The following is a 25,557-nucleotide window of genomic DNA, read 5'->3' on the forward strand; positions in this document are numbered from 1 at the left end:
GCGACCCGAGCCGACCACAACCAGGACTGCTTTAATTTCTTTAAAGGAAACCGATGAGCTGGGATTTCGCTCTGATTTTGTTTGTACTGCTGATACTGACCGGCGCAATCTGGTTTTTGGATCGTTTCTCCCTGCGTTCCCGCCGACTGGCGCGTGCGCAGGCCGCGATGCAGGCGGTACCGGAAACGGCAGCTCAAGACCCCGAGCACTTGCAGCAATTGCGCCAGGAAGCGTATGACCAGGCCAACCGCATGCCGTGGTGGATTGAGTATGGCGTCAGTTTCTTCCCAGTCATTTTGTTTGTGTTCGTCTTGCGCTCGTTCATCATCGAACCATTTCGCATTCCGTCGGGGTCCATGCTGCCCACACTGAAAAATGGCGACCTGATTCTGGTGAACAAATACGAATACGGCATTCGCCTGCCCGTTAGTGGTACCAAGGTTGTGCCCTTGGGTCATCCCGAGCGTGGCGATGTGATTGTGTTCCGTTACCCCGTCGATACCAGTGTGGACTACATCAAGCGTGTGGTTGGCGTGCCGGGCGACCGCGTGGAGTACCGTGACAAGGTGCTGTCGGTCAATGGCCAGGTCATTACTCAAGTGCGCAGTGGCGATTACTACGAACCGGATCGCTCCGCGTACATTGGGCGTTATCTGGAAGAGCTGGGCAAGGTGCAGCACAACATCTTGCTGAACAAAACTGCGCCTCAGGGCTTGATGCCCATCGTGGCCTTCCCCAATCGTGACTCCTGTGAGTATTTCTCCAATGGCATCTCGTGTGTGGTGCCGGAAGGCAATTACTTCGTCATGGGAGACAATCGCGACAATAGTCTGGACAGTCGTTATTGGGGCTTTGTGCCCGATGAGAATATTGTGGGACGCGCCTTCTTTATCTGGATGAATTTCCGCGAACTTAGCCGTATAGGTCGCTTCCATTAATGAAACGTCTTGCTCTGCTTGAAGCCGCTATCGGCTACTCCTTTAAAGACACAGGCCTGCTTGAGCAGGCCTTGACCCATCGTAGCCACAGTGCGCGTCATAACGAGCGGCTGGAGTTCCTGGGCGATTCGGTCTTGAACTTCACGGTTGCGGCCTTGTTGTTCGACCGCTTTCAACGCATTGATGAAGGCGACTTGTCGCGCCTGCGAGCGAATCTGGTCAAACAGGCTGCTCTGGCTGAAATCGCAACCCGTCTGGGTTTGTCGGATTATTTGCGTCTGGGGGAAGGGGAGCTGAAAAGCGGTGGTTTCCGCCGTCCTTCCATTCTGGCGGACGCGCTGGAAGCGATTTTTGGCGCTGTCTTTCTGGACGCGGGTTTTACGCAAGCCCAAACCGTCATCACCCAGCTGTATGAACCCATGCTGGTGGATGTGGACCCCAAGACATTGGGGAAAGATCCCAAAACCTTGCTGCAGGAGCTGCTGCAAGGTCGCAAGCTGGATTTGCCGGTGTACACCGTGGTGGCCACACATGGCGCAGCCCACGATCAGCTCTTCGATATCGAATGCACGATCGCCAAGCTCAATATCCATGTCCGTGCCAGTGGCAGCAGCCGTCGTGCTGCTGAGCAAGCCGCCGCAACGCAGGCCATTGCTATTTTGGAAGCTGAATTTCCAGCCAAGACGACGCGCGCCAGTCGCCATCGTCGCCCCTCACAATTGACATTGCCCGTGGCAGTGTCGCAGGAAACAGAATGACAGAGACCCCTTTTCGTTGCGGCTTCGTGGCTATTGTCGGACGACCGAACGTCGGCAAGTCCACGCTGGCCAATGCCCTGATCGGCAGCAAGATTTCGATCGTATCGCGCAAGGCGCAGACCACGCGCCACCGCATCAACAGCGTGCTGACGCGTGACCACGATCAAATGGTATTTGTGGACACTCCTGGCTTTCAGACCAAGCACGGTGGGGCCATGAACCGCATGATGAACCGTGTCGTGACTCAGGCCCTGGCCGACGTGGACGTGGTGGTGCATGTGGTCGAAGCCGGCAAGTGGTCCGCTTCGGACGCCGAGCTGCTGCCCATGCTGCCTAAAGGTGGCAAGACCATTCTGGTCATCAACAAGGTTGATGCCTTAAAGAGCAAGAACGACTTGCTGCCCTATATCGCCCGCCTGTCGCAGGAATTCGACTATGGTGCCGTGATTCCGGTCAGTGCAGCCAAGCGCCTGCAGCTGGATCCTTTGCTGAACGAGATTGCCTCCCGCCTGCCTGAAGGTGAGGCCATGTTCGACGCAGACACCATTACCGACCGCTCGGTGCGCTTCATTACCTCGGAGCTGCTGCGCGAGAAGATCTTCCGCCTGGTCGGTGACGAACTGCCTTACGGTTGTACCGTGGTCATCGAGCAGTGGGACGAGAACGAGCAGGGCGCCCGTATTTCGGCATGCGTGGTCGTAGAACGTGAAAGCCACCGTCCGATTCTGTTGGGAGCGGGTGGCATGCACATGAAGCGCATTGCTACGGAAGCTCGCCAAGATATTGCCAAGCTGATCGACAAGCCCGTGTTCCTGGATGTGTACATCAAGGTGCGCAAGGGCTGGTCCGATCGTGAAGCGGTCCTGCGCGACCTGGGGTATGAGTAATCCCCGTCATCGCTTTCAGGACGAAGCGGGCTATATCCTGCACACCAGTGCCTGGCGTGAAACGTCCCTGATCTGTCATGCCTTTACGCGTAACCACGGGCTGGTGCCCCTGGTCGCGAAAGGCGCCAAAAGGCCGCATTCCATTTTGCGGCCTGCTTTGTCTGTGTTTCAACCTTTGTTATTGGCCTGGTCGGGCAAGAATGAAGTCAAGACGCTGACGCGGGCGGACTGCGCCGGGATTCGCCCCTTGAAAGGTCGTGCCCTGATGTCGGCCTGGTACATGAACGAATTATTGATTCGTTTGTTGCCGCGTGAAGACCCGCACCCTGTTCTGTTCGATGCCTACGAAGAAGCTCTGGTGCACTTGGCACAGATTCCTCGTCCACCCGTGGCGGGGGCCTTGCGGCGCTTTGAGTGGGTGCTGCTGACCGAAACCGGCTATGGCTTTGATGAAGCCACGCCGGACTTTGACGATCCTGTCGGCGAGCCGGAGTTGCGCATACGCTTGCGCGAACGCCTGAACAGCTTGCTGGGTCGCCCCTTGCATACCCGCTCTGTTCTCATCCAGCTGCAACGCTATTGATATGGCCGTCCCTCTTCCTTCCGTGCTGGTATTGGATACCTGCGTACTGATTTCCAACGTACTGCGCCGCTTGCTCCTGGCCCTGGCTGACGAGCAGGTGTTCAAACCTGTCTGGAGTCCGGTGATTGGGGACGAGTGGCGTCGCAATGCGGGCAGGTTGTGGAAGGTCATGCCCACCTCTATCGAGGAGCAGTGGGAGGCGCTGCAACAGCGTTACCCCGACGCCGATTTAGGCGATAGCAGCGAGTTCAAGAAGAATTTGCGCTACTCCGATGCCAAGGACTGGCATGTGATCGCCACCGCCCGATTGGCACAGCAGCGTTATCCTGATCAGCCAGTCGGCATCCTGACCCGCAATCTGAAAGACTTCAATCGTTCCGAGCTGCGTCGCCTGGGGATCAGCCTGTGGGAGCCGGATCAGCTTTTGGGTTCGTACATGGCCGCGCACCCGGACTTGATGCAGCGTTTGCTGGATGGTTTGCCCGCTTTGATGCTGACGCCCGAAGCGCAGGCACTGGATACACATACCTTGTTAAAGCGTGATCGTCTGTTCAGTGTGGGGCAGGTTTATTTGCGGCGTCAGAAAATGGACGAGGCGCACTCATGAAGCAAGGTGTTTTGCTGTCGGTTCTGGCCTCAGCGTTATTCGCTTGCCTGTACTACTACGCCACCGTCTTGCACCCGCTCAGTGGTGAGCAGATTTTTGCCTGGCGCATTGTGCTGGGCTTGCCTGCCTTGGCTTTGGTGATCACTCGCGCACGACGCTGGCGGGAGGTACGTTGGGTTCTGCGCCACTGGCCCGGTAATTGGCGCTATTTTGCCTTGCTCCTGCTGGCTGCGGCGCTGGTGGGGGTGCAGCTCTGGATTTTTGTCTGGGCGCCTTTGCACCAGATGGCGCTGGACGTGTCCTTGGGCTACTTCCTGCTGCCGTTGATGATGGTGCTGGTCGGTCGGGTGATCTACAAAGACAGATTGAGCACCATTCAGTGGATCGCTGTGGCATTGGCCGGCTTGGGTGTGTTGCACGAGCTATTCCGCGTGGGTAGCGTGTCCTGGGCGACAGCGGTGGTGGTTGTGGGCTATCCACCTTATTTCATGCTGCGCCGTTACCTGCGTCTGGGTTCGCTGGCTTCACTCTGGTTTGATCTGAGCTTCTTGTTCCTGCCTGCTTGCTGGCTGCTCTTTGTTCAAGATACGCAGATGTGGGACCTGTTCGCGGATCAGCCTCGCTTGATTTGGCAGGTCCCGTTCCTTGGCCTGATCAGCTCGGTTGCGCTGGTCAGCTATCTGTCTGCCAGCCGTCAGCTGCCTTTGGCCTTGTTTGGGATCTTGGGCTATGTGGAGCCGGTGCTCCTGTTCTGGGTGGCGTATTTGCTGCTGGACGAGCCCATGAGCGCGAGTCAGTGGTGGACCTATATTCCGATCTGGATTGCCATTGCCTTGATGGCTTTGGAAGGTTTTATCAAGATGTGGCGGCCGGGACCGCCTGTGCCGCCTCCCAAGGCGTAAATTCTGCTTGTCAGCACCCTGTCGGTGCCGATCAGTGCCAAAGGGCAGCTTGCGCCTGCAAAGACGTTCTGGGAGCGTCTTGAGAGAAGCAGAGCCCCAATGGAAAACGACTCCTGTCATGCCCCCAAGAGCTTGGATGGTTATCCAATTTTCGAGAGGGTATATCAGGAGTCGTTGTTTTTACTACGGAGAACCGCTGGAGGAGAGAGTCCGGGCGTTACCGGACTTGGTCCCGCGTGATAAAGCAGACTGCTTAGCGCAGTTTTTCCGGGCAGTCGGGTTGATTGCGCAACAAATTTGCCTGGGTCACCGAACAACCTGCTGGTACGTCTTCCGTAATCCAGACATTCCCGCCAATCGTGGAGCCGGCACCCAGCGTGACGCGGCCCAGAATTGTGGCGCCAGCGTAAATGACCACATCGTCTTCCACAATCGGGTGACGGGCCTGGCCCTTGAGCAGCAAGCCTTTCTCGTCCTTGCTGAAGCGCTTGGCGCCCAGGGTGACAGCCTGATAAATACGAACCCGCTTGCCGATGATGGCGGTCTCGCCAATCACAACGCCGGTGCCGTGGTCGATGAAACAGGAATGATCAATTTGCGCGCCGGGGTGAATATCAATACCGGTCTGGCTATGGGCCAGTTCCGCAATGATGCGCGCTGTCAGTGGCAGGCCCAGATTGGTCAGGGCGTGGGCGATGCGGTGGTGAATCATGGCCAGCAGGCCTGGATAGCACAAGAGCACTTCGTCGACGTTGCGGGCTGCCGGATCGCCTTGATAGGCAGCAACCACGTCCAGATCCAGGGTGCGGCGCAAGTCTGGCAGCTTGTTGGCAAAGGCCTGAATGGCTTTGTGGGCCTGCTCTTCAATGGTTTCACGGTCGTGCTTGTCGCCACGCAGCAAAGCGGCGCGTTGCAGCTCGATACGGGCTTGTTGCAGCAGAGTGTTCAGCGCCTGGCCCAGGTGGTGGCCGACAAAGTGATCTTCGTACTCGCGACGCAGTTCCGGGCTGCCCAGGCGCATCGGAAACAAGATGCCTTTGAGCTGCTCGGTGACTTGAATCAAGGCTTGTACTGACGGAAATTCCTGACCTTCAAGCTCGTTCAAGCGTTGATGCGCCTGTCGCCATTCTTCGCGGGCCCCGCGCAGATTATCGACAATATGTTGAGTTTCAAAGACTGCCACCAGTGTTCTCCAGAGGGGAAATTTTTCTATAAGGTTTACTATACCCGCGCGTCTGATCCTGGACACGAAAAACAGGGCGCTTCGTCAGGGTGATTCATCCAACCTTTCGCCAGGTCTGACAGGGTCGCTTCAAAGCTCCCTAAGCGTAAGGGCAAGATCAAGCAGATGAGGGGCATGAGCGGGTTTTCAAGCCAATGTGCTTGAACGTGTGGACAATAAAAAAAGCCCCCTTCGAAAAGGGGGCTTGGGGAGTGCGGGGTCGCGATCTTATTCGCGGTTACCGCCCAGCACGCCCAAAAGCATCAGCAGGTTGCTGAAAATGTTGTAGACGTCCAGGTAGATTGCCAGGGTGGCCGACACGTAGTTGGTTTCACCGCCGTTGATGACGCGCTGCAGGTCAACCAGCAAGAAGGCCGAGAAGATACCGATAGCCATCACGGAGATGGTCAGCATCAGCGCAGGCAGCTGCAGGAAGATGTTGGCCAGGGCCGCAACCAGCAAGATGACGGCGCCGACAAACAGGAATTTCTGCATGCCGGAGAAATCACGTTTGGTGGTGCTGGCAATGGTTGCCATCGCGCCAAAGACCGCGGCGGTACCGCCAAAGGCCAGCATGATCAGTTGTGCGCCATTACCCATGCCCAGGACAAAGCCCAGCAGGCGGGACAACATGATGCCCATGAAGAAGGTGAAAGCCATCAGCAGGGCGACACCCAGCGAGCTGTTCTTGTTCTTTTCGACCAGGAACATCAGGCCAAAGGCACCGACCAGGAAAACAATGGCGCTCAGGCCTGGGCTGGCGCCCATAACCCGGTTAATGCCGGAGGACAGGCCCAGCAAGGCTCCCAACACGGTGGGAATCATGGACAGGGCCAGCAGCCAGTAGGTGTTGCGCAGGACGCGATTGCGAGCAATCAGCGACTGGGCGCCCAGGGTGCCGTTATGCTCAGGCAAGCTTGATTGACGAAATTCGCTCATGATGAGTCCTTAGAATACAGAGAGATCAGTGGTCAAGAATAACTGACAACTACCTGAATAATCAAGAATCTTCTTTATTATTCAAGCACCCAGTTTATGGGCATGCACCTGACAGCCCTGTGTCTGGTACACACGCCAGCGTTCGCGAGCCTGGGTACGGTCGGCTTCCCGTTCGGACACAATTTCCAAGATACGCGGGAATTGTTCAAAACCGGGCGGGCATTGGGCATCCAGATTCAATAGCCAGCTTTGCTCACCAGAGGGCACGGGGGCGGCACTGGTCAACAAGACGGGGGTGGTGGCCGCCAGGGGGTCTTCCACACCCACATGCGGCACAAACGCCGTGGATTCAAACCCCCAGAGCAGACGGTCGAAACGAGCCAGCTGGCGGGCATCGGAAAGATACACCACCACCTGACGGCCCGCCTCGTAGTGCTTGCGCACGACCTCGCAGGCCATGCGCAAGCGATCTGGCGCGCCGAAAGCGAAATCGACGCGTGTCATGCTTAGCGACACTGATTGAGCAGGTACTGAACCAGCAAAGGCACGGGACGGCCTGTGGCGCCTTTGTCCTTGCCACTGCGCCAGGCGGTGCCAGCGATGTCCAGGTGAGCCCAGCGGTACGCTTTGGTAAAGCGGGACAGGAAGCAAGCGGCGGTTACCGAACCGGCTGGTGGGCCACCAATATTGGCCATGTCAGCAAAGTTCGAGCGCAGTTGCTCCTGGTAGGCGTCGTCCATGGGCATGCGCCAGGCAGTGTCACCTGTCTGCTTGCCAGCTTGCATCAGCTCGTCGGCCAGGTCGTCGTCAGTCGAGAACAGGCCGGTGTTGACGTGGCCCAGAGCGACCACGCAAGCGCCGGTCAGGGTGGCCATATCGATGACGGCAGCGGGTTTGAAGCGTTCGACGTAGGTCAGAGCATCGCACAGAACCAGACGGCCTTCGGCATCCGTGTTCAGGATTTCGATGGTCTGGCCGGACATGCTGGTTACGACGTCGCCCGGTTTGTTGGCGCGCCCGCTAGGCATGTTTTCGCAAGAAGCCACCACAGCGATCACTTCGCGGTCGATATTCAGTTCGGCAATGGCGCGCATGGTGCCCAGAACGCTGGCGGCACCGCCCATGTCGTACTTCATCTCGTCCATATTGCCGGCTGGCTTGATGGAGATACCGCCCGAGTCAAACGTCAGGCCTTTACCCACCAGAACGATAGGGCCGTCCTCGTGTTTGGTCTTGGTGTTGGGGGTGTGGCGCAGCACGATGAACGCAGGCGGTTCATCCGAGCCTTTGGCCACCGACAGGAACGAGCCCATCTTCAAGGCTTCAATCTGCTTGCGCTCCAGCACTTCGGCTTTCAGCGTCTTGAATTCCTTGGCCAACTGTTTTGCCGTCTTGCCCAAATAGGTGGGGGTGCAGATATTGCCGGGCAGGTCAGCCAGCAAGCGGGTCAGGTTCACACCGTTACCAATGGCCTGACCTTGCTCCAGACCGGCCTTGGCTTCGCTGGCCTGAGTGCGGGCCGTCCACAGCAGGAACTGGCTCAGCTGGGGAGCAGGTTCGGGCTTGCTGAACGTGGCGGTGTAGCGGTAGCTGGCGCGGCAAACAGCCATGGCAGCATCCTGAGCGCGGCTGCGCAAGGTGGTGCCTTTGCAATCGATGCTGGACAGCGCCGAAACGGCTTCTTTCAGGTCTGCTTTCAGGCAGTAAGAAGCAAGGCAGGCCTGGGCTTGCGTATGAGTTGCTGCTTTGTATTCCTCTTGAGCGCCTAAGCCGACTAAAATAACGCGTTCGGCCTTGACGCCAGGCAGATTGCGCAGCACCAGGTGGGTATTGGGCTTGCCTTTAAACTCGGCTTTGACAGCAGCGCTCACAGCTCCGTTGCTGGCGCGGTCGATAAGTTCCGCTGCGGGGCTTAGAATGCCCTCGGCAAAGACGCCTACGCCTAGCGCGGCTGTCTTAATTTGGTGCAAAGAAGCGGATGTCTGTGTGCTAAATTCCATTCAACTATCCTCAGTGTGTCGCAAATCGTACCTGCGATTATCTCGCAAATTCTCATATGTCTCTATTTAAACGCTCTGCGGTATCCGAAATCTTAAGTCACAGTGGCGTGGTACTGTCCACTTTGCTGATTGTGTGGCTTAGTGTACTTCTGGTGCGTTTGTTAGGCGAAGCGGCCAATGGCACGATTGGTCCTGACGTGGTGCTGGGTCTGGCCGCCTTTTCCAGTATTACCGCCTTGCCAATTATTCTGGCCGTGTCCCTGTTCATCGCCGTGCTCACCACGGTGACGCGCAGCTTTCGGGAATCCGAAATGGTGGTCTGGTTTGCCAGCGGCCTGTCCTTGAAAAACTGGATAACCCCAGTGTTGCAGTGTGCGGTGCCGACTGCCCTCCTGATTGCCGTGCTGACCTTGCAGGCCTCGCCTTGGGCCTATCGCCAGATTGCCGAGTACCGCCAGCGTTTCGAGCAGCGCTCGGACCTGAGCAAGGTCACCGCCGGGCAGTTTATTGAGTCCGACGATGGTGCCCGCGTGTTTTACGCAGATTCCCCGGAAAAAGAAGGGGACGAGCTGGGTAATGTGATTGCTCGCGTGATCGACCCGCAGTGGCTCAGCATTGTGACTGCACAGAGCGCTCGCATGGAAGAGCAGCCCAATGGCGACCGCTTTCTGGTTTTGAGCGAAGGCCATCGCTACGACCTGAAGCCGGGTCAGGCCGAGTTCCGCATGGTGGACTTTGAAAGTTATGGCATGCGCCTGGAAAGCCGTGATGCGGGCAATACTGCTGAAACTATCCGCGCTCGGGCCGAGCAGCAAATCAAGGCTCGCCAAACCACCTTGTTATTCAGTGATGACAATGCCGAGTCGCGCTCGCAGATCATGTGGCGTTTGGCCTTGCCCTTGGCTGCCTTGAATCTGGCCTTGCTGGCGATCCCCTTGGGGGCGGTGAATCCCCGTATGGGGCGCTCCGGCAATATTCTGGTGGCGGGCTTGGTGGGTCTGCTCTACATGAACCTGATCAATCTGTCGCGTGGCTGGATACGCAATGAGCAACTGGGCTTTGAGGTTGGTCTGTGGCTGGTCCACGCAATCTTCCTGCTGGTCATGGTCTTCATGATGTGGCGTAAATTGCGTATCAAGGCACCTAAACCGCCAGCAACAAGCTGATCGGCAAAAGGGGGCGTCCAGCCCCTTTTTTGTGCCTGTCGAATGACTTGTTGATCGGTTTGGCGGCTCAAGCCCCATCCAGCAAGTCCTGCCGCTCTTCCACTGACTGCTTCAGAAAGTGCCACAGCCGGGTCAGGCTGGGGTTCTGGCGTTGCTCTTCATGGCAGAACATCCAGAAGCGACGACGCAACTCCACCTGATCGGGCAAGACACAGCGCAGGCGTGGATCGGTTTTCGCCAGAAAGCAGGGCAGGACGGCAATTCCTTGTCCCTGCAAGGTGGCCTGATACTGCGCAATTACGCTGGTACTGCGAAAGCGCACGGCAGCGGATCTGACGATTTCTTCCAGATAGCGCAGGCTGTCGCTGAACACCAGATCATCCACATAGGCAATAAAGCGATGCTGGGACAGATCTTGCACGCTTTCTATAGGTGGGTGGCTGTTCAAATAATCCTGATGGGCATAGAGCCGCAAGCTGTAGTCAGCCAGGCGAGTACACCAGTAAGGACCACGTTGGGGGCGTTCCAGTGCAATCGCCAGGTCGGCATCCCGGCGCGACAGGCTGATAGGGCGGGGGACGGGCAGCAGCTCCAGAGTCAACTCCGGATACTGGGTCTGGAAAATGCTGAGCAAGGGCGTCAGCACATAGCTGCCAAAGGCTTCGGTGCAGCCCAGCCGCAGTTTGCCCGTCAAGGGCCGGGCCTTGCCAGTGATTGCCTCCCGAGCCGCCAGCAAGCGGCTTTCTACCGGCTCCATGCGTTGCTGCAAATTTTGCCCTTCGCTCGTCAAACTGTAGCCGCTGACGGTGGACTTGTGGAACAGACGCAAGCCCAGTTCCTGCTCCAGCGCCTGGATACGGCGGGCCACGGTGCTGTGTTGTACCCCCAGCCGTTGGGCGGCAACGCTGATACGTTGGCAGCGGGCCACTTCCAGAAAATAACGCAGATTATCCCAGTCCATCGTGACGAGCCCGCCTTGAAAAAGACTTGTGCATAAATGCCCAGCTCCTGTGCATTTTTCAACATGGTAAACGGGTCTTGAGGCTTCTACACTCAATGAGAACCCTCATACAAGTGGGATAACAAATAAGGCTTAGCCGCCTGAGCAATTCATTGGAGACATGCTATGACGGAAGTGGTTCGTGTACCTTTGCTGATCGATGGACAACATGTTCAATCCAAGAGCACCCGTTGGGACGACGTGCTCAATCCAGCCACCCAGGAGGTCGTGGCCCAAGTGCCTTACGCCACGATGGAAGAGCTGGAAACCATTATTGCCAGCTCGGCCAAAGCCTATGAAAGCTGGCGTCATTCCAGCCAGGGCGCTCGCATGCGTGTGATGCTGAATCTGCAGCGTCTGGTGCGTGAAAACAGTGCCAAGCTGGCTGAAGCGATTTCGCGCGAACACGGCAAGACCATGCCTGATGCTGAAGGCGAAGTAGGTCGCGGCCTGGAAGTGATCGAATACGCGTGTTCCATTGCTTCGATGCAATTGGGTGAGTACGCGGAAAATGCGGCGGGCGGGATTGACGTCTACACCCTGATCCAGCCGTTGGGCGTGTGTGCAGGCGTGACGGCATTCAACTTCCCTGTGATGCTGCCTTGCTTCATGTTCCCGCTGGCCGTGGCTTGCGGTAATACCTTCGTGCTCAAGCCTTCCGAGCAGGATCCCAGCGCCAGCCTGATGCTGGCCGAGCTGGCTCTGGAAGCGGGTCTGCCTCCAGGCGTGCTGAACGTGGTTCATGGTGGTGCCGATATTGCCAATGCGCTGGTGACTCATCCTGAGGTCAAGGCTGTGTCCTTCATTGGCTCGACAGCCGTTGGTACCGAAATTCACCGCCGTGCCACCGAAGCGGGCAAGCGCTCGCAAGCCATGATGGGTGCCAAGAATCACTGCATCGTGATGCCTGATGCGGATCGTGACGTGGCGATCAACCAGTTGCTGGGTGCTGCCTTTGGCGCGGCCGGTCAGCGTTGCATGGCGATCTCGGTGGCCGTGATGGTGGGTGAAAGCGGCGAGTGGGTCGATGAGCTGGTCAAGCGTGCGGCCACCATGAAGGTCAATGTCGGTACAGACCGTCAGGCCGACCTGGGGCCACTGGTTTCGCCACGTGCTCGTCAGCGTGTGGAATCCCTGATTGAAGCCGGTGTGCAGGAAGGCGCCAGCCTCTTGCTGGATGGGCGTGGCGTGAAGGTGCCTGGTTATGAAAGCGGCAACTTTGTGGGCCCAACCATTTTCAATGATGTGAAAGCCGACATGCGCATTTATGAAGAAGAAATCTTCGGACCCGTGCTGTGCATTGTGCGTGTCAACACGCTGGAAGAAGCGGTGCAGTTCATCAACCGCAACCCTAATGGTAATGGCGTGTCCATCTTCACTCAGGACGGCGGCCATGCGCGCTATTTCCAGAACCGTATCGACGTAGGTCAGATCGGTATCAATATTCCTATCCCTGTGCCTGTGGCCTGGTTCAGCTTTACTGGCTCGCGTGCGTCCAAGCTGGGCGACCTGGGCCCGAACGGCAAACAAGCCGTTCAGTTCTGGACACAGACCAAAACCGTTACGGCTCGTTGGCAGGCTCACGCCAATACGATGAATACAACAATCAGCATGACGTAATTGTTGAATCTATATATATAACTTAATGCAATAAGCGAGCTGTTCCTTATTACATATAATAGCCCTGTACCTGGGGCTATTAACATATGAATATTCAACAATTCCGCTTTGTCCGAGAGACCATCCGACGTAACTTCAATCTGACTGAAGCCGCTCGCTCGCTCTATACCTCCCAGCCGGGGGTGTCCAAGGCGATCATCGAGTTTGAAGATGAGCTGGGCATCAAGATTTTTGAACGTCATGGAAAACGCATTAAGGGCTTGACCCGACCGGGCGAAGCTGTCGCCGAGGTGATTGACCGCATCATGCGCGAGATCGACAACCTCAAGCGTGTCAGCGATGACTTCGCCCGCCGCGATGAAGGCACCTTGGTCATCGCTTGTACCCACGCCCAGGCACGATATTTGCTGCCCAAGGTGATCCCTGAATTCCGTCGTCGCTTCCCCAAGGTGCATATGTCCTTGGCCGAAGGCAGCCCGCCTGTGCTGGCCCAGATGGTGATCCATGAGCAGGCTGACGTGGCCATCGCTACTGAAACTCTGGCGCTGACGCCGGGCCTGGTGGCCTTGCCGGTCTATACCTGGGAACACACGGTGGTGGTAACGCCGGATCACCCCCTGGCTGATCTGCCTGCCAACAAGCAACTGTCCATCGAAACCCTGGCGCAATACCCCATCGTGACTTATGACCATGCCTTCTCGGGTCGAGGGTCGATTGACGAGGCCTTTGCCAAACATGGCATCACTCCGGACATTGTGCTGGAGGCCATTGATGCTGACGTGATCAAGACCTATGTGGATGTGGGTCTGGGTATCGGGATCATCGCAGGCATCGCTTTCGATCCACGCCGTGACAAGGGCCTGGTTGGCCTGCCAGCAGGGCATTTGTTTGGTGCCCACCATACCAAGGTGGCGGTGAAGGCCGGGGCCTTCCTGCGTGACTATATTTTTGAATTGCTGGAGATGCTAGCACCGGAGTTGACCCGCGATGTGGTGCTGAGCGCTCTGGATGAAAAACAGGCTGGTGGCCAGGTGTAAGCTCGTACAAGCAGCATCTGTTTGATTAATAACAAGGGCCACCGTGCAATCACGGTGGCCCTTGTTATTTGGTACCTTGCTGTGGGTTTACCCGGCCAGTGAAGACTTATGGTCAAAGGCTATAAGTAAAAATTGAAACAAGCTATCGACTCAATTGACTATGATAATAAGAATGATTATCATTATCCAACTTTCTTAGCCAATGGAGCTTCCTGTGTCTCAATACGTCAGTGCAGTCGTGGTTGGAGCAGACCGTCTGGGGAACATTCCCGACCTGCTCAAGATCCACAATATCTCGATCAAACATCATATTAGCGGGCGTGATCCTGCGCACCAGAAAAAAACCCTGCAGTTGCCTTCCGGCACCGATTTGCTGATTTTGCTGACCGATTTCCTGGGTCACAACGTCATGAAAACCTTCCGGGCCGCTGCCCTGAAATCCGGTATTCGAGTGGTCGCCTGCCGACGCTCGGTTTGTAGCATGAAGCAAGCCTTAACCCAATGCGGCTATTGTGAATCTTGTCCGCTCGGTAAGTCCAAGAGCCACTAGATTGGCGGCATGACTTACTGGGGCAAAGAAGGAATCTTTACAGATTAAAAAAAAGCCACTGTTTCATAACAGTGGCTTTTTTATGGCTTGCCGGATTGGCAGCAGGGTGGTCTTTATTTGACGCTACGCAGACGGGCTTCGGCTTGCTGTGTATCGGCAGCGGCCAGACGACGTGCGCCGTTATAGCGTTTTTTCCAGTAACCCACTTCCATGCTCTCGACGCGGACAACCGCGCCAGTGCGAGGAGCGTGAACAAACTTGTCATCACCCAGGTAAATGCCTACGTGAGAGAAACGAGCGCCACGAGTATTGAAGAAGACCAGGTCGCCTTTGCGCAGCTCGCTGCGGTTAACCGAGGTGCCTTCTTTGGCAATGTCTTTGGATTGGCGGGGCAGCTTCAGGCCCAGGGATTTTTCAGCCACGTAGGACACCAGGCCGCTGCAATCAAAGCCAGTGCTGGGGGCATCGCCACCAAAACTGTACTTCACGCCCAGAAAGTTCAGGGCGGCGTTGGCAAGGCCATGGGTAGAGGAAGAATTTTGCTTGCTGCGGCTTTCGGTACGACCTTGGCGACGATCACTGCTGTAAGCAATATTGATGTCGTTACGAGCGCGGTTGGCCAGATAAGTACCCAGCGGGTCGGACTCGGTCTGGAATTCGTAGTCGGCGTAATAGCCGTGATCCAGTTCTGCACGATCTTTGTCTTGGCTGGACTGTTGAGTTCCAGTGGTGGCACAACCTGTCAGGGCCAGCGCGCCGGCTAACAAAAGATACTTGGCGCTGCGATAGGTAATGTGCAAAAGTGCGGGTGGATTCAGGTAATGTGGCGGCATGACCAGGGCTTGTCTAAGGACTTGGTGAGCAGCAGCACAACCTTGATGCCTATTTTTGCTGAAATTAGCAGCAATTGATGGGTATCAGGGCTGTAAGTATGACTAAAAGCACCATACTTTGCCGGACGTTGCTGTGCGTTGAATGTTTGGCAGTGTACCGGATGATAATTGCACCGTAAAGCATTGTAGGAGCGTATTTTGCGATTGAATCATACTGTTGCAAAGTGCGGCTGACAGCGGTTTTCAGGCCCTGTGCATGGGTCCAGTGCTCTTGTTGCTGAATTATTGAAAATTAGCCGAAATAGAGCGAAGTTTCACTGTTTATAGGGATTGAATGATGCGATTTATGGGACAAGCCCTAGGGAAAGCCCTAAACGAAGGAGTACGGCTGCGCGAGTTGTGGGCTTGGGCTATGTATGATTTCGCAAATTCTGGCTACACCACCGTCATTTTGACCAGTGTCTACAGCGCGTATTTTGTAGGCGTTATCGCTGAAGGCCGCAGCTGGGCTACCTTGGCGTGGACACTGGCATTGTCTGCCTCGTATTTAAGCATCATGTTGACCATGCCTGGGCTCGGTGCAAAAGCCGATGCACGTCAAGGCAAAAGACGGCTTTTGTTCAGCAGCACCATAGGTTGTGTGCTGGCAACCGTGATGCTGTATTGGGCTGGTCCCAATGACATTGTCTGGGCCCTGGTTTTCATCGCTTTATCCAATTATTGCTACTGCATAGGCGAGTCCATCATCGGCGCTTTCTTGCCGGAAATTGCCCGGCCAGACGCCTTGGGACGTGTCTCCGGTTGGGGCTGGGGTTTTGGTTATTTTGGTGGCATGCTGGCCCTCGGTCTTTCTTTGGCTTTTCTGACCTGGGCGACTTCGCAGGGGTGGACGGCGCAGGAATATGTGCCGGGTATTGCCCTGATTACGGCTACCTTGTTTGCCTTGTCAGCCTTGCCTTCTTTTCTGTTTCTGCGTGAACGCAGTGCGCCCAGCGGGGCAGAGCAGCAGGGCATGTTGTTGCGTCTGATTGCCTCGGCGCGCGACGTGCATCAGCATTTCCCCGATTTCCGCACTTTGCTGTTATGTGGTGCCGCTTATCAGGCCGGCATTGCCGTCATTATTACCTTGTCGGCGGTGTATGCGACCGAGGCCATGGGTTTCACGATGGCGCAAACCATGACACTGATCTTTACCGTCAATATTGCCGCAGCGGTGGGAGCCTTGCTGTTTGGTCATGTGCAGGACCGAATTGGCCACCGACGTGCGTTGGCACTGACCTTATGTGCCTGGCTGGTCATGGTGGGGATTGCCGTCAGTACGCGTTCCCTGGCCGGCTTCTGGGCCGCAGCAGCCGTCGCGGGCTTATGTATAGGCAGCAGCCAAAGTGCCGGGCGGGCCATGGTTGGCTTGCTGGCGCCCAAGAGCCGTCTGGCCGAATTTTTCGCCTTGTGGACCTTTGCCATTCAACTGGCCGCTGTATGCGGTCCCTTGTCCTACGGTCTGGTGACTTGGCTCAGTGGCGGGAACCACCGTTTGGCTCTGGCCTGCACGGGATTATTCTTTTTGGCGGGCCTGCTGATCCTGTCGCGTTTGAATTTTCAGCGCGGCATTTTGGCCAAGAATCAAGCCGATCTCAATTGTCAGGATTGAGTAAGTAAGGCGCGTTACGTTTATATAAAATTAAGCTGGGCAGCCCATGCGCGGCCCATAAAAAACACCAAATCTGGAAAATAAAGGAGCCAACACCATGAGCGGTCCAACGTCTATTGAATCCGTCCTGTCGGAAAGCCGCGTCTTTCCCGTGTTCCCCACGCTGGAGCGCGAAGCAAGCATTGCTGGCATGGCGGCCTACCAGGAGCTTTGCCAGAAAGCCGAGCAGGACAATCCCGGCTTCTGGGCGGAGTTGGCCCGCGATCGTCTGGTCTGGACCAAGCCTTTCACTCAGGTTCTGGACGACAGCAAGCCCCCGTTTTACAAGTGGTTCCATGATGGCGAGCTGAACGTTTCAGCCAACTGTCTGGACAAGCACCTGGGCACCCCCACAGAAAACAAAACTGCGCTGATCTTTGAAGCCGACGGTGGCGAAGTCACCAAAGTCACTTTCCGCGAACTGTATGAACAGGTTTGCCAGTTTGCCAATGGTTTGAAAGCGCTGGGCTACAAGACGGGCGAACGCGCCCTGATCTACATGCCCATGTCGGTGCAAGCCATTGTGGCCATGCAGGCATGTGCCCGTCTGGGTATTACTCACTCTGTAGTGTTTGGCGGTTTCTCGGCCAAGAGCTTGCACGAGCGCGCCGTGGACGTGGGTGCCTCCCTGGTCATTACAGCTGATGAACAACGTCGCGGTGGCCGTGCCATCCCTCTGAAAAATGCAGTGGACGAAGCCTTGAGCGGCGGCGACTGCGAAGCTGTGCGTCACGTCATTGTGTACAAGCGCACAGGCGGTCCCGTTGCCTGGCACGAAGGTCGTGACCTGTGGTGGGAAGATGTCGTCAAAGGTCAAGGCAACGATTGTCCCGCCGTGTCGGTGAATGCAGAACATCCTCTGTTTGTTCTGTACACCTCCGGTTCCACGGGCAAGCCTAAAGGTGTGCAGCACTCCTCGGCAGGCTATCTGCTGGGTGCCATGTTGAGCGTGCAGTGGACCTTCGACGCCAAAGACAGCGATGTATTCTGGTGTACTGCCGACATCGGTTGGGTAACCGGCCATACCTTCATCACCTACGGCCCTCTGGCGGCTGGTGTGACCCAGGTCGTGTTTGAAGGTGTGCCTACTTATCCCGATGCTGGCCGTTTCTGGAACATGATTGAACGTCATGGCGTGACGGTGTTCTACACCGCCCCTACCGCTATTCGCTCCCTGACCAAGGCAGCCGAAGCGGACGAGGCCATTCACCCCAAACAATACAATCTGGACAGCCTGCGCATTATTGGTTCGGTGGGTGAGCCCATCAACCCCGAAGCCTGGATGTGGTATTTCAAGAATGTGGGCCGCGAGCGTTGCCCCATTGTGGATACCTGGTGGCAGACGGAAACGGGCGGTCACGTCATTACTCCCTTGCCAGGCGCTACTCCATTGAAACCGGGTTCTTGCGGCCTGCCATTCCCCGGCATGGATGTGGCAATTGTGGACGAAGTGGGTGACGAAGCTGAGCGCGGCAATGGCGGTTTCCTGGTCATTCGCAAGCCTTGGCCCAATATGATCCGCACCATCTGGGGCGATCCAGACCGTTTCGTGAAAAGCTACTTCCCGCCCGAGCTGAAAGGCTATTACCTGGCCGGCGATGGCGCGCAGCGTGATGCCGACGGCTACTTCTGGGTCATGGGTCGTATCGACGACGTGCTGAACGTCTCGGGTCACCGCCTGGGCACAATGGAAGTGGAATCGGCTTTGGTGGCGCACTCGCTGGTAGCTGAGGCTGCGGTGGTAGGCAAGCCTGATCCAACCACGGGCGAAGCGATTGTGGCCTTTGTGGTGCTCAATGGCGATTTGCCTTCCGGCGAAGAAGCCGACAAGATTGCTGCTGAATTGCGCAACTGGGTGGGCAAGGAAATTGGTCCTATCGCCAAGCCACGTGAAATCCGCTTTGGTGAGAATCTGCCCAAGACTCGCTCGGGCAAGATCATGCGTCGTTTGCTGCGCTTTGTCGCCAATAACGAGCCGATCACGCAGGACGTGTCCACGCTGGAAAATCCGGCCATTCTGGATCAACTGTCCGAAGCACATTAAGTTTTTTTGGTAGTTCCTGTTTGACCCTGGTTTCTTTGTAGAGCCAGGGTTTTTTTATTTCCTCTGATTATTTTGTTACTGAAAACCTGCTCGATGTGGAATTAGCCTAGCATTGAGACCGCGGCCAAAACATCGGTCCATGAATTCAATAAAAAGGGGAAAGGTTTGAGCGGGGAACAGCAGGCAGACAGGGGCGCTTTGGCGCTGATGGGCTTGGTAGTGCTGACCTGGGGCATGAGCTGGGTCGTGATGAAGGCGATGACCGTCTATATCGGGCCAGTGGATCTGATTGCGGCGCGCTATGCGGTGGCATTCGTTTTCTTATGGCTGGTGCTGCGTCTTAAAGGAGGGCATTTACGGCCTACACCCTGGAAGCTGAGTCTGGGCGTCGCCATTTTCCAGACCACCGGCTTCCAATTGCTTAGCCAGTTTTCCTTGCAGGCCGGTGGCGCGGGCAAGATGGTAGCCCTGGCCTACACCATGCCAATCTGGATTTTGCTGTTGTCCTGGCCCATGTTGGGGCAACGGCCCCAAAAGCGTCACGTAATGGGCATGGTGCCCGCGATTTTGGGCTTGATGCTCCTGATCGCTCCTTGGGAAGGAATGGGCGGCATACTCGGTTCCGTTCTGGCAACCTTGAGTGGTGTGAGCTGGGCTTTGGGGGCGGTGTTCTCCAAGCAACTATTTGAGCGCCACCGAGTGGAGCTGTTGAATGCCACCGTCTGGCAGTGCCTTCTGGGTATTGTGATTGTTCTGCCCTTGAGCTTTCTGATTCCTCAGCGTCCTGTCGTGATGGAGTGGCAGATGTTCAGCGGCGTACTGTATCTGGGCGTTATCGCGACGGGTGTAGGTTGGTTACTGTGGATGGCGGTCGTCAGTCGCGTCAGCGCAACCTTGGCCGGGATGTCCAGCCTGGGTGTACCAGCGCTGACGGTACTGCTGGCCTGGTTGCTGTTGGACGAATGGCCTACTCAACTGGAGTTGATGGGGACTGGCCTGATTCTATTGGGGCTGTTTGTAGTGAACTGGCCCAGCCGGAGCCGCAAGTCATAAAGCACATCAAAAAAGCCACCCGCTGGGGTGGCTCTTCTTGGCATCTACACTTCTGGCCTTGGTGATAGCACCAAGGCCAGAGTTGTTTTTTACATGCCGTTGTACACCGGACCTTCGCCACCTTGCGGGGGAACCCAGACAATATTCTGGGTAGGGTCTTTAATGTCACAGGTTTTGCAGTGCACACAGTTCTGTGCGTTGATCTGCAGTTTGTCGTCGCCGGTTTCGGTTTTGATGAACTCGTACACGCCTGCTGGACAGAAGCGGGCTTCGGGGCCACCGTAACGAGCCAGGTTCACCGCCACAGGAACGGACGGATCTTTCAACGTCAGGTGGACAGGTTCATCTTCTTCGTGGTTGGTGTTTGAAATAAACACGGAACTGAGACGATCGAAAGTGATCTTGCCATCTGGTTTGGGATAGTCGATACGGGCGCATTCGGCCGCAGGCTGCAAACAGGCATGGTCAGGCTTGTTGTTGCGCAGTGTCCAGGGCATTTTGCCCTTGAACAGACCTTGCTCTACAAAGGTCATGACGGACGCAAGCGAGCGGCCTTTCTTGAACCATTGCTTGAAGTTGCGGGCCTTGTCCAGTTCCTCATGCAGCCAGGACTGTTTGAATTTCTCAGCGTACTGCGACAGTTCATCCTGCTTGCGTCCAGCTTGCAAGGCTTCAAAAGCGGCTTCAGCGGCCAGAGAGCCGGATTTGATCGCGGCATGGCTACCCTTGATGCGCGAGGCATTCAGGAAACCGGCATCACAACCCACCAGAGCACCCCCGGGGAAGCTGAGCTTGGGTAGTGCCAGCAGACCACCGGCGGTCAGGGAGCGAGCCCCGTAAGCAATGCGCTTGCCGCCTTCAAACGTGGCGCGCAGGGCAGGGTGGGTCTTGTAGCGCTGAAACTCTTCAAAGGGAGACAGCCAGGGGTTGGCGTAATCCAGACCCACCACCATCCCGACCATGACCAGATTGTTATCCAGGTGGTACAGGAAGGAGCCGCCGTAGGTGTCCGAATCCAGCGGCCAGCCAGCAGTGTGAATCACCAGACCGGGCTGGGATTGGGACGGGTCCACTTCCCATAGTTCTTTAATACCAATGCCGTAGCTCTGTGCATTGCGGGATTCGTCCAGTTTGAAGCGCTCGGTCAGTTCACGGCCCAGGTGACCACGCGAACCTTCGGCAAAAATCGTGTAGGACGCCAGCAATTCCATGCCGGGCTGGTAGTGGGCGGTGTGAGTGCCATCACGGGCCACGCCCATATCGCCAGTCAGCACGCCGCGAACAGCACCATTGTCGTCGTACAGAATGTGGGCAGCGGCAAAGCCGGGGAAAATATCCACGCCCAGAGCCTCGGCCTGTTCACCCATCCATTGCACGACATTGCCAAGGCGAACGATGTAATTGCCATGGTTCTTGAAGCAGTCGGGCAGCAGCCACATGGGGGTGCTGCGGGCGCCTTTTTCGGTCAGGAAAAGGAATTTGTCTTCAGTCACTTCTACCGAAATAGGAGCGCCTTGCGCTTTCCAGTCCGGCAGCAGCTCGTCCAGAGCACGCGTATCCATGACGGCGCCGGACAGGATATGGGCCCCCACCTCAGCGCCTTTTTCCAGGATACAGACGCTGATTTCTTGTTCTTTTTCTTGGGCGAGCTGTTTCAGACGTATCGCGGTGGCCAGGCCTGCAGGGCCAGCGCCGACGATAATAACGTCATATTCCATCGATTCACGTTCAGACATTGCTGCTGATCTCCTATTACGGCTTAGCGCTTTGTTCTTGATTGTTGGCGGGTGAAATTCGTGTACTGTGCGTACGGTCGATTGTATTGTAGTCTGAGCAATCCCGTTTTGAGTTCAGAGGCCAGGGGCGGTGCCCGATGGCTTCCGTATTCATCAGTAAATATCAGCAAGGAGAGCATGTAATGACACAAGTAGTAGATTCTGGTGCAGGAGCCACTTTTGATATTGCCGTGCGCTGGGGCGATCTGGATGCCATGAATCATGTTAACAATACGGTCTACTTTCGCTACATCGAGGAAGCCCGTGTCCAGTTAATGATGGAGCTGGGCATGGTGCCACCTTCTCCACGTACCGGGGTGCTGGCGCACGCCAGCCTGGATTTCCTGCGTTCGATCCTGTATCCGGCCACTGTGCGGATTGTGCATAAATTACTGAAGGTCGGTGGCAGCAGCATTGAACTGGAAGTCCTTGTAGGTGACGCAAATCAAGCGGATGTCATTTATGCACGTGGCCGCTGTGTGCTAGTGTCCATTAACCCCCAAGGCGGTTCGCAACCTTGGACCGAAGATGAGCGTAAACAGATACACTCGGTTTTTCAGGGTTAAGCTTTACGTATACGGAAAGCATAGTCAAGTCGTAGAATGCCTGATAGCACCTTATGGTGCATAGCGGCATTATTGGACAAAGTTTGCTGTTTAGGCCAATTAAAGAGTTATTGGAGAGTCAATTGAATAAAGTCTATCCAAGCGCCAAGGAGGCGTTGCAGGGGGTCGTTGCCGACGGACAGACAGTCGCGGTAGGTGGATTCGGCCTGTGCGGAATTCCCGAAGCGCTGATTGCTGCGCTGCGCGATAGCGGAGTCAAAAACCTGACCTGCATTAGCAATAATGCCGGGGTGGATGGCTTTGGTCTGGGTCAGTTGCTGGAAACGCGCCAGATTCGCAAGATGATTTCCTCCTATGTGGGCGAAAACAAGGAGTTCGAGCGTCAGTATCTGGCGGGCGAGCTGGAGCTGGAGTTCACTCCTCAGGGCACCCTGGCTGAAAAGCTGCGTGCCGGTGGCGCAGGCATTCCCGCTTTCTTCACCGCAACGGGTGTGGGCACCATCGTGGCTGACGGCAAGGAAATTCGTGAGTTCAACGGTCAGCAATACGTGATGGAAGAGGCCCTGGTGCCCGATGTGTCGCTGGTCAAGGCTTACAAGGCTGATCGCAGCGGCAACCTGGTGTTCCGCAAGACCGCACGCAACTTCAACCCGAACGTGGCCATGGCTGGAAAAATCACCATTGTCGAGGTCGAGGAAATTGTCGAGACCGGCAGCCTGGACCCGGATGATGTGCATTTGCCCGGTATTTACGTGCACCGTATCGTGCTCAATGCCCAGCCCGAAAAGCGCATTGAACAGCGTACCGTTCGTTCTTCCTGATTAGCGAGGCAAGATAATAATGGCTTGGAATAGAGATCAAATGGCGGCACGCGCCGCTCTGGAGCTTCAGGACGGCTTTTACGTCAACCTGGGGATTGGTTTGCCTACGCTGGTTGCCAACCACGTGCCTGAAGGCATTGAGGTCTGGCTGCAGTCGGAAAACGGTTTGCTGGGCATTGGCCCCTTTCCGACCGAAGACAAGATTGACGCTGACCTGATCAACGCTGGTAAGCAAACCATCACCACCTTGCCTGGCTCGTCCATCTTTTCCTCGGCAGACTCGTTTGCCATGATTCGTGGTGGCAAGATCAATATTGCGATTCTGGGCGCCATGCAGGTGTCGGAAAAGGGTGATCTGGCCAACTGGATGATCCCCGGCAAGATGATCAAGGGCATGGGCGGTGCCATGGATCTGGTTGCTGGCGTTGGCCGTGTCGTAGTCCTGATGGAACACGTGGCTACCAAGAAAGACGGCACGGAAGACCTGAAAATTCTGCCTGCTTGCACCTTGCCCCTGACGGGTGTGGGTGTGGTTGACCTCATCATTACCGATCTGGGGGTGATGGAAGTGACGGAAAATGGTTTAAAGTTGCTTGAGTTGGCACCAGAAGTCAGCCTTGAGTACATTCAGTCCAAGACAGGCGTCCCGCTGGACGTCAGCGCTGTGGCCTGATCGGTTTCTCTGGCTAAAAAAGCTTCGGCGCGAGTCGGAGCTTTTTTTATGCTTGATCGGTGCGTGAACGCTGTTTATGTAAAGGAAGTTGGCATGGCCCATCCCCCCGTTGCCGCACGCTTGCAGGCGCTGCGCGAACAAATGCAATTTCAGTCCGTGCAGGCCAGCATTTGGCCTACATCTGACCCTCATCTGTCTGAGTACCTGCCTGATCGCTGGAAAAGCCGTCAGTGGCTCAGCGGATTTGTAGGATCGGCCGGACTTCTGGTGGTGACGGCCGATTGGGCTGGTTTGTGGACCGATAGCCGTTATTGGGAACAGGCGGCCAAGGAGCTGGACGGCAGCGGCATTCAATTGCAACGTGCTGGCGAGGCCGGCGTGCCTGAGCCGGCCAACTGGCTGGCGGAACATTTGCCTGCCCAGTCGCGGGTAGCACTGGATAGCCAGTCGGTGTCGGCACAAAGTCTGCTGGCCTGGCAAAAGGCCACGCCGGAGCTGGAGTGGGTGCTGGAAGCCGACTTGTTGAGCCCGATCTGGACAGACCGGCCTGCTGCGCCTGTTGGCCAGGTGGTGGAGCATCGGCCTCCTTTTGCCTGCCGGACTCGTCAGGAAAATTTAAGCAGCACCCGCGCTGCCATGCAGGAGCAGGGCGCGCATTGGCATTTGCTGAGCGCACTGGATGATATTGCCTGGACGCTGAATCTGCGCGGCAGTGATGTGTCCTATAACCCGGTGTTCCTGTCGTACTTGCTGATTGGCCCGGATCAGGCGTTCCTGTTTGTGGATGGCAACAAGCTGTCGGCAGGCATACAGGAAGCGCTGGCTGCAGACGGTGTGCAAGTTCAAGGCTATACCGAGTTGTCTTCCTTCATGCGTGCTTTACCCGCGTCCATGCCTATCCTGCTGGATATGGCGCGGACCACGGCTTGGGCGGCGCAACTGGCGGCCCATTTGAATGTGGTCGAATACATCAATCCCGCTCAATTGCTCAAGTCCAGCAAAACCGATGCCGAGCTGGATCATGTGCGCGAAACCATGGAAAAGGATGGCGCTGCCCTGTGCGAGTTCTTTGCCTGGTTTGAGCAGCAAAGCGACGTGAATGAGCTGGATGTGGATGAACATATCTGCGCCGCCCGTGCTCGTCAGGAAGGTTTTGTCAGCCCCAGCTTTGGCACGATTGCCGCCTATAACGCCAATGGTGCCATGCCGCACTATCAGGCGACCCAGCAGTCCCATGTCCGTATTGATGGCAATGGCCTGTTGCTGATCGACTCAGGTGGGCAGTATCAGGGCGGGACCACGGACATTACCCGTGTCGTGCCGGTAGGCCAGGTATCTGCCGAGCAGATTCGTGACTTCACGCTGGTGCTCAAAGGCATGGTGTCCTTGTCCATGCTGGTGTTCCCGGAAGGCATTGCCGGTCAGCAAATTGATGTGCTGGCGCGTCAGCCTTTGTGGGAGCAGGGCCTGGACTTCGGTCACGGCACTGGCCATGGCGTGGGTTACTTCATGAATGTGCATGAAGGCCCGCAGTCCATTTCCTGGCGCGGTCGTATCGGACCTCATTCTGCCATGCGTGCCGGCATGATTACTTCCAACGAGCCTGGCTTGTACCGTCCCGGTCAGTGGGGCATTCGAATCGAGAATCTGGTGGCGGCGGTACCGGCCATGCGCAGCGAGTACGGGCAGTTTCTGCGTTTTGAAACCCTGACCCTGTGCCCCATTGATACGCGTTGTATAGATGCCGCACTACTGACCGCTGCAGAGCGCAACTGGCTCAATGAATATCATCAGCAAGTGCGCGAACGCCTCTTGCCGCGTGTTCAGGGTGATGCACGCAAATGGCTTGAGCAAAGGACGCAGGCGATCTGATCGCCACCGTCTGCTGTTGTC

At 56.4% G+C, this 25,557-nt stretch carries 24 protein-coding genes; 17 read left to right on the forward strand and 7 right to left on the reverse strand.

What is annotated here, in order from left to right:
* Positions 1-53: 53 nt before the first annotated feature.
* Genes lepB through rarD form a run of 6 tightly spaced genes read left to right on the forward strand, consistent with a single transcriptional unit; the run spans position 54 to position 4,675 of the window.
* Positions 54-938: a signal peptidase I gene (gene lepB, locus Q9R35_RS01385; RefSeq protein WP_042482395.1), complete on the forward strand. Its 885-nt coding sequence runs from the start codon at positions 54-56 to the stop codon at positions 936-938.
* Positions 938-1,696 (forward strand): ribonuclease III, encoded by a 759-nt coding sequence (gene rnc, locus Q9R35_RS01390; protein WP_009456563.1) that lies wholly within the window; start codon positions 938-940, stop codon positions 1,694-1,696. The genes lepB and rnc overlap by 1 nt, the downstream gene beginning before the upstream one ends.
* Positions 1,693-2,583 (forward strand): GTPase Era, encoded by an 891-nt coding sequence (gene era / locus Q9R35_RS01395; RefSeq protein WP_009456562.1) that lies wholly within the window; start codon positions 1,693-1,695, stop codon positions 2,581-2,583. Before rnc ends, era begins: the two co-directional genes overlap by 4 nt.
* Complete coding sequence (gene recO, locus Q9R35_RS01400; RefSeq protein WP_042482393.1) at positions 2,576-3,166, forward strand: DNA repair protein RecO; 591 nt, start codon at positions 2,576-2,578, stop codon at positions 3,164-3,166. The genes era and recO overlap by 8 nt, the downstream gene beginning before the upstream one ends.
* A 1-nt stretch (position 3,167) precedes the next feature.
* Entirely contained in the window at positions 3,168-3,773 is a 606-nt protein-coding gene (locus Q9R35_RS01405; protein WP_197314036.1) for a PIN domain-containing protein, read from the forward strand.
* On the forward strand, positions 3,770-4,675 hold the full coding sequence (gene rarD, locus Q9R35_RS01410) for an EamA family transporter RarD (RefSeq protein ID WP_063693052.1): 906 nt from the start codon (positions 3,770-3,772) through the stop codon (positions 4,673-4,675). The genes Q9R35_RS01405 and rarD overlap by 4 nt, the downstream gene beginning before the upstream one ends.
* Before the next feature lie 253 nt (positions 4,676-4,928).
* Here the strand turns inward: rarD and epsC are convergent, their stop codons facing one another.
* From epsC to Q9R35_RS01430, 4 genes are all read right to left on the reverse strand, one after another.
* Positions 4,929-5,858, reverse strand: coding sequence for a serine O-acetyltransferase EpsC (gene epsC, locus Q9R35_RS01415; RefSeq protein WP_042482386.1), 930 nt, complete (start codon positions 5,856-5,858; stop codon positions 4,929-4,931).
* Positions 5,859-6,125: 267 nt separating this feature from the next.
* Positions 6,126-6,836: a Bax inhibitor-1/YccA family protein gene (locus Q9R35_RS01420; RefSeq protein WP_042482383.1), complete on the reverse strand. Its 711-nt coding sequence runs from the start codon at positions 6,834-6,836 to the stop codon at positions 6,126-6,128.
* An 81-nt stretch (positions 6,837-6,917) separates the two neighbouring features.
* Positions 6,918-7,340, reverse strand: a complete 423-nt coding sequence (locus Q9R35_RS01425; protein ID WP_042482379.1) for a DNA polymerase III subunit chi — start codon at positions 7,338-7,340, stop codon at positions 6,918-6,920.
* 2 nt (positions 7,341-7,342) lie between these two features.
* Positions 7,343-8,836: a leucyl aminopeptidase gene (locus Q9R35_RS01430; RefSeq protein WP_311219249.1), complete on the reverse strand. Its 1,494-nt coding sequence runs from the start codon at positions 8,834-8,836 to the stop codon at positions 7,343-7,345.
* A 56-nt stretch (positions 8,837-8,892) separates the two neighbouring features.
* Here Q9R35_RS01430 and lptF point away from each other — a divergent pair, with 56 nt between their 5' ends.
* A complete protein-coding gene (gene lptF / locus Q9R35_RS01435) occupies positions 8,893-10,002 on the forward strand; it encodes an LPS export ABC transporter permease LptF (RefSeq protein WP_042482373.1) in 1,110 nt (369 codons plus the stop codon).
* Between the two features lie 67 nt (positions 10,003-10,069).
* On the opposite strand, the gene Q9R35_RS01440 is transcribed toward lptF, so the two are convergent.
* The gene (locus Q9R35_RS01440; RefSeq protein ID WP_042482370.1) at positions 10,070-10,963 is read right to left on the reverse strand and encodes a LysR family transcriptional regulator; all 894 of its coding nucleotides are present in this window, start codon (positions 10,961-10,963) and stop codon (positions 10,070-10,072) included.
* Between the two features lie 165 nt (positions 10,964-11,128).
* On the opposite strand from Q9R35_RS01440, the gene Q9R35_RS01445 reads away from it, so the two are divergent.
* The 3 genes from Q9R35_RS01445 to Q9R35_RS01455 all read left to right on the forward strand — a co-directional run bounded on the left by Q9R35_RS01445 (position 11,129) and on the right by Q9R35_RS01455 (position 14,209).
* The gene (locus tag Q9R35_RS01445) at positions 11,129-12,622 is read left to right on the forward strand and encodes a CoA-acylating methylmalonate-semialdehyde dehydrogenase (protein ID WP_063693053.1); all 1,494 of its coding nucleotides are present in this window, start codon (positions 11,129-11,131) and stop codon (positions 12,620-12,622) included.
* A gap of 86 nt (positions 12,623-12,708) precedes the next feature.
* Positions 12,709-13,659 carry a CysB family HTH-type transcriptional regulator gene (locus Q9R35_RS01450; RefSeq protein WP_042482365.1) on the forward strand — a complete coding sequence of 317 codons (951 nt, stop codon included), beginning with the start codon at positions 12,709-12,711 and terminating at the stop codon, positions 13,657-13,659.
* A gap of 202 nt (positions 13,660-13,861) precedes the next feature.
* Positions 13,862-14,209, forward strand: a complete 348-nt coding sequence (locus Q9R35_RS01455) for a DUF2325 domain-containing protein (RefSeq protein ID WP_259672468.1) — start codon at positions 13,862-13,864, stop codon at positions 14,207-14,209.
* A 113-nt stretch (positions 14,210-14,322) separates the two neighbouring features.
* Here the strand turns inward: Q9R35_RS01455 and Q9R35_RS01460 are convergent, their stop codons facing one another.
* A complete protein-coding gene (locus Q9R35_RS01460) occupies positions 14,323-15,042 on the reverse strand; it encodes a C40 family peptidase (RefSeq protein ID WP_223254064.1) in 720 nt (239 codons plus the stop codon).
* Between the two features lie 346 nt (positions 15,043-15,388).
* On the opposite strand from Q9R35_RS01460, the gene Q9R35_RS01465 reads away from it, so the two are divergent.
* The 3 genes from Q9R35_RS01465 to Q9R35_RS01475 all read left to right on the forward strand — a co-directional run bounded on the left by Q9R35_RS01465 (position 15,389) and on the right by Q9R35_RS01475 (position 19,829).
* On the forward strand, positions 15,389-16,693 hold the full coding sequence (locus Q9R35_RS01465; RefSeq protein WP_081251548.1) for an MFS transporter: 1,305 nt from the start codon (positions 15,389-15,391) through the stop codon (positions 16,691-16,693).
* A 97-nt stretch (positions 16,694-16,790) separates the two neighbouring features.
* Positions 16,791-18,776, forward strand: a complete 1,986-nt coding sequence (acs, locus tag Q9R35_RS01470; protein ID WP_063693058.1) for an acetate--CoA ligase — start codon at positions 16,791-16,793, stop codon at positions 18,774-18,776.
* 165 nt (positions 18,777-18,941) lie between these two features.
* On the forward strand, positions 18,942-19,829 hold the full coding sequence (locus tag Q9R35_RS01475) for a DMT family transporter (protein WP_253248775.1): 888 nt from the start codon (positions 18,942-18,944) through the stop codon (positions 19,827-19,829).
* Positions 19,830-19,918: 89 nt separating this feature from the next.
* Here Q9R35_RS01475 and Q9R35_RS01480 read toward each other — a convergent pair whose 3' ends face one another.
* Positions 19,919-21,565: an electron transfer flavoprotein-ubiquinone oxidoreductase gene (locus Q9R35_RS01480; protein ID WP_311219250.1), complete on the reverse strand. Its 1,647-nt coding sequence runs from the start codon at positions 21,563-21,565 to the stop codon at positions 19,919-19,921.
* Between the two features lie 182 nt (positions 21,566-21,747).
* Here Q9R35_RS01480 and Q9R35_RS01485 point away from each other — a divergent pair, with 182 nt between their 5' ends.
* From Q9R35_RS01485 to Q9R35_RS01500, 4 genes are all read left to right on the forward strand, one after another.
* Entirely contained in the window at positions 21,748-22,170 is a 423-nt protein-coding gene (locus Q9R35_RS01485; protein ID WP_199264840.1) for a thioesterase family protein, read from the forward strand.
* Positions 22,171-22,292: 122 nt separating this feature from the next.
* The gene (locus Q9R35_RS01490) at positions 22,293-22,991 is read left to right on the forward strand and encodes a CoA transferase subunit A (protein WP_009456533.1); all 699 of its coding nucleotides are present in this window, start codon (positions 22,293-22,295) and stop codon (positions 22,989-22,991) included.
* 19 nt (positions 22,992-23,010) lie between these two features.
* Positions 23,011-23,664: a CoA transferase subunit B gene (locus tag Q9R35_RS01495; RefSeq protein ID WP_042482349.1), complete on the forward strand. Its 654-nt coding sequence runs from the start codon at positions 23,011-23,013 to the stop codon at positions 23,662-23,664.
* Between the two features lie 93 nt (positions 23,665-23,757).
* Positions 23,758-25,536, forward strand: a complete 1,779-nt coding sequence (locus tag Q9R35_RS01500) for an aminopeptidase P family protein (protein WP_063693060.1) — start codon at positions 23,758-23,760, stop codon at positions 25,534-25,536.
* The last annotated feature ends 21 nt before the right edge of the window (positions 25,537-25,557 follow it).

It is taken from the genome of Alcaligenes sp. AB3 (assembly GCF_031844565.1).
GTDB classification, from domain to species: domain Bacteria; phylum Pseudomonadota; class Gammaproteobacteria; order Burkholderiales; family Burkholderiaceae_B; genus Alcaligenes; species Alcaligenes faecalis.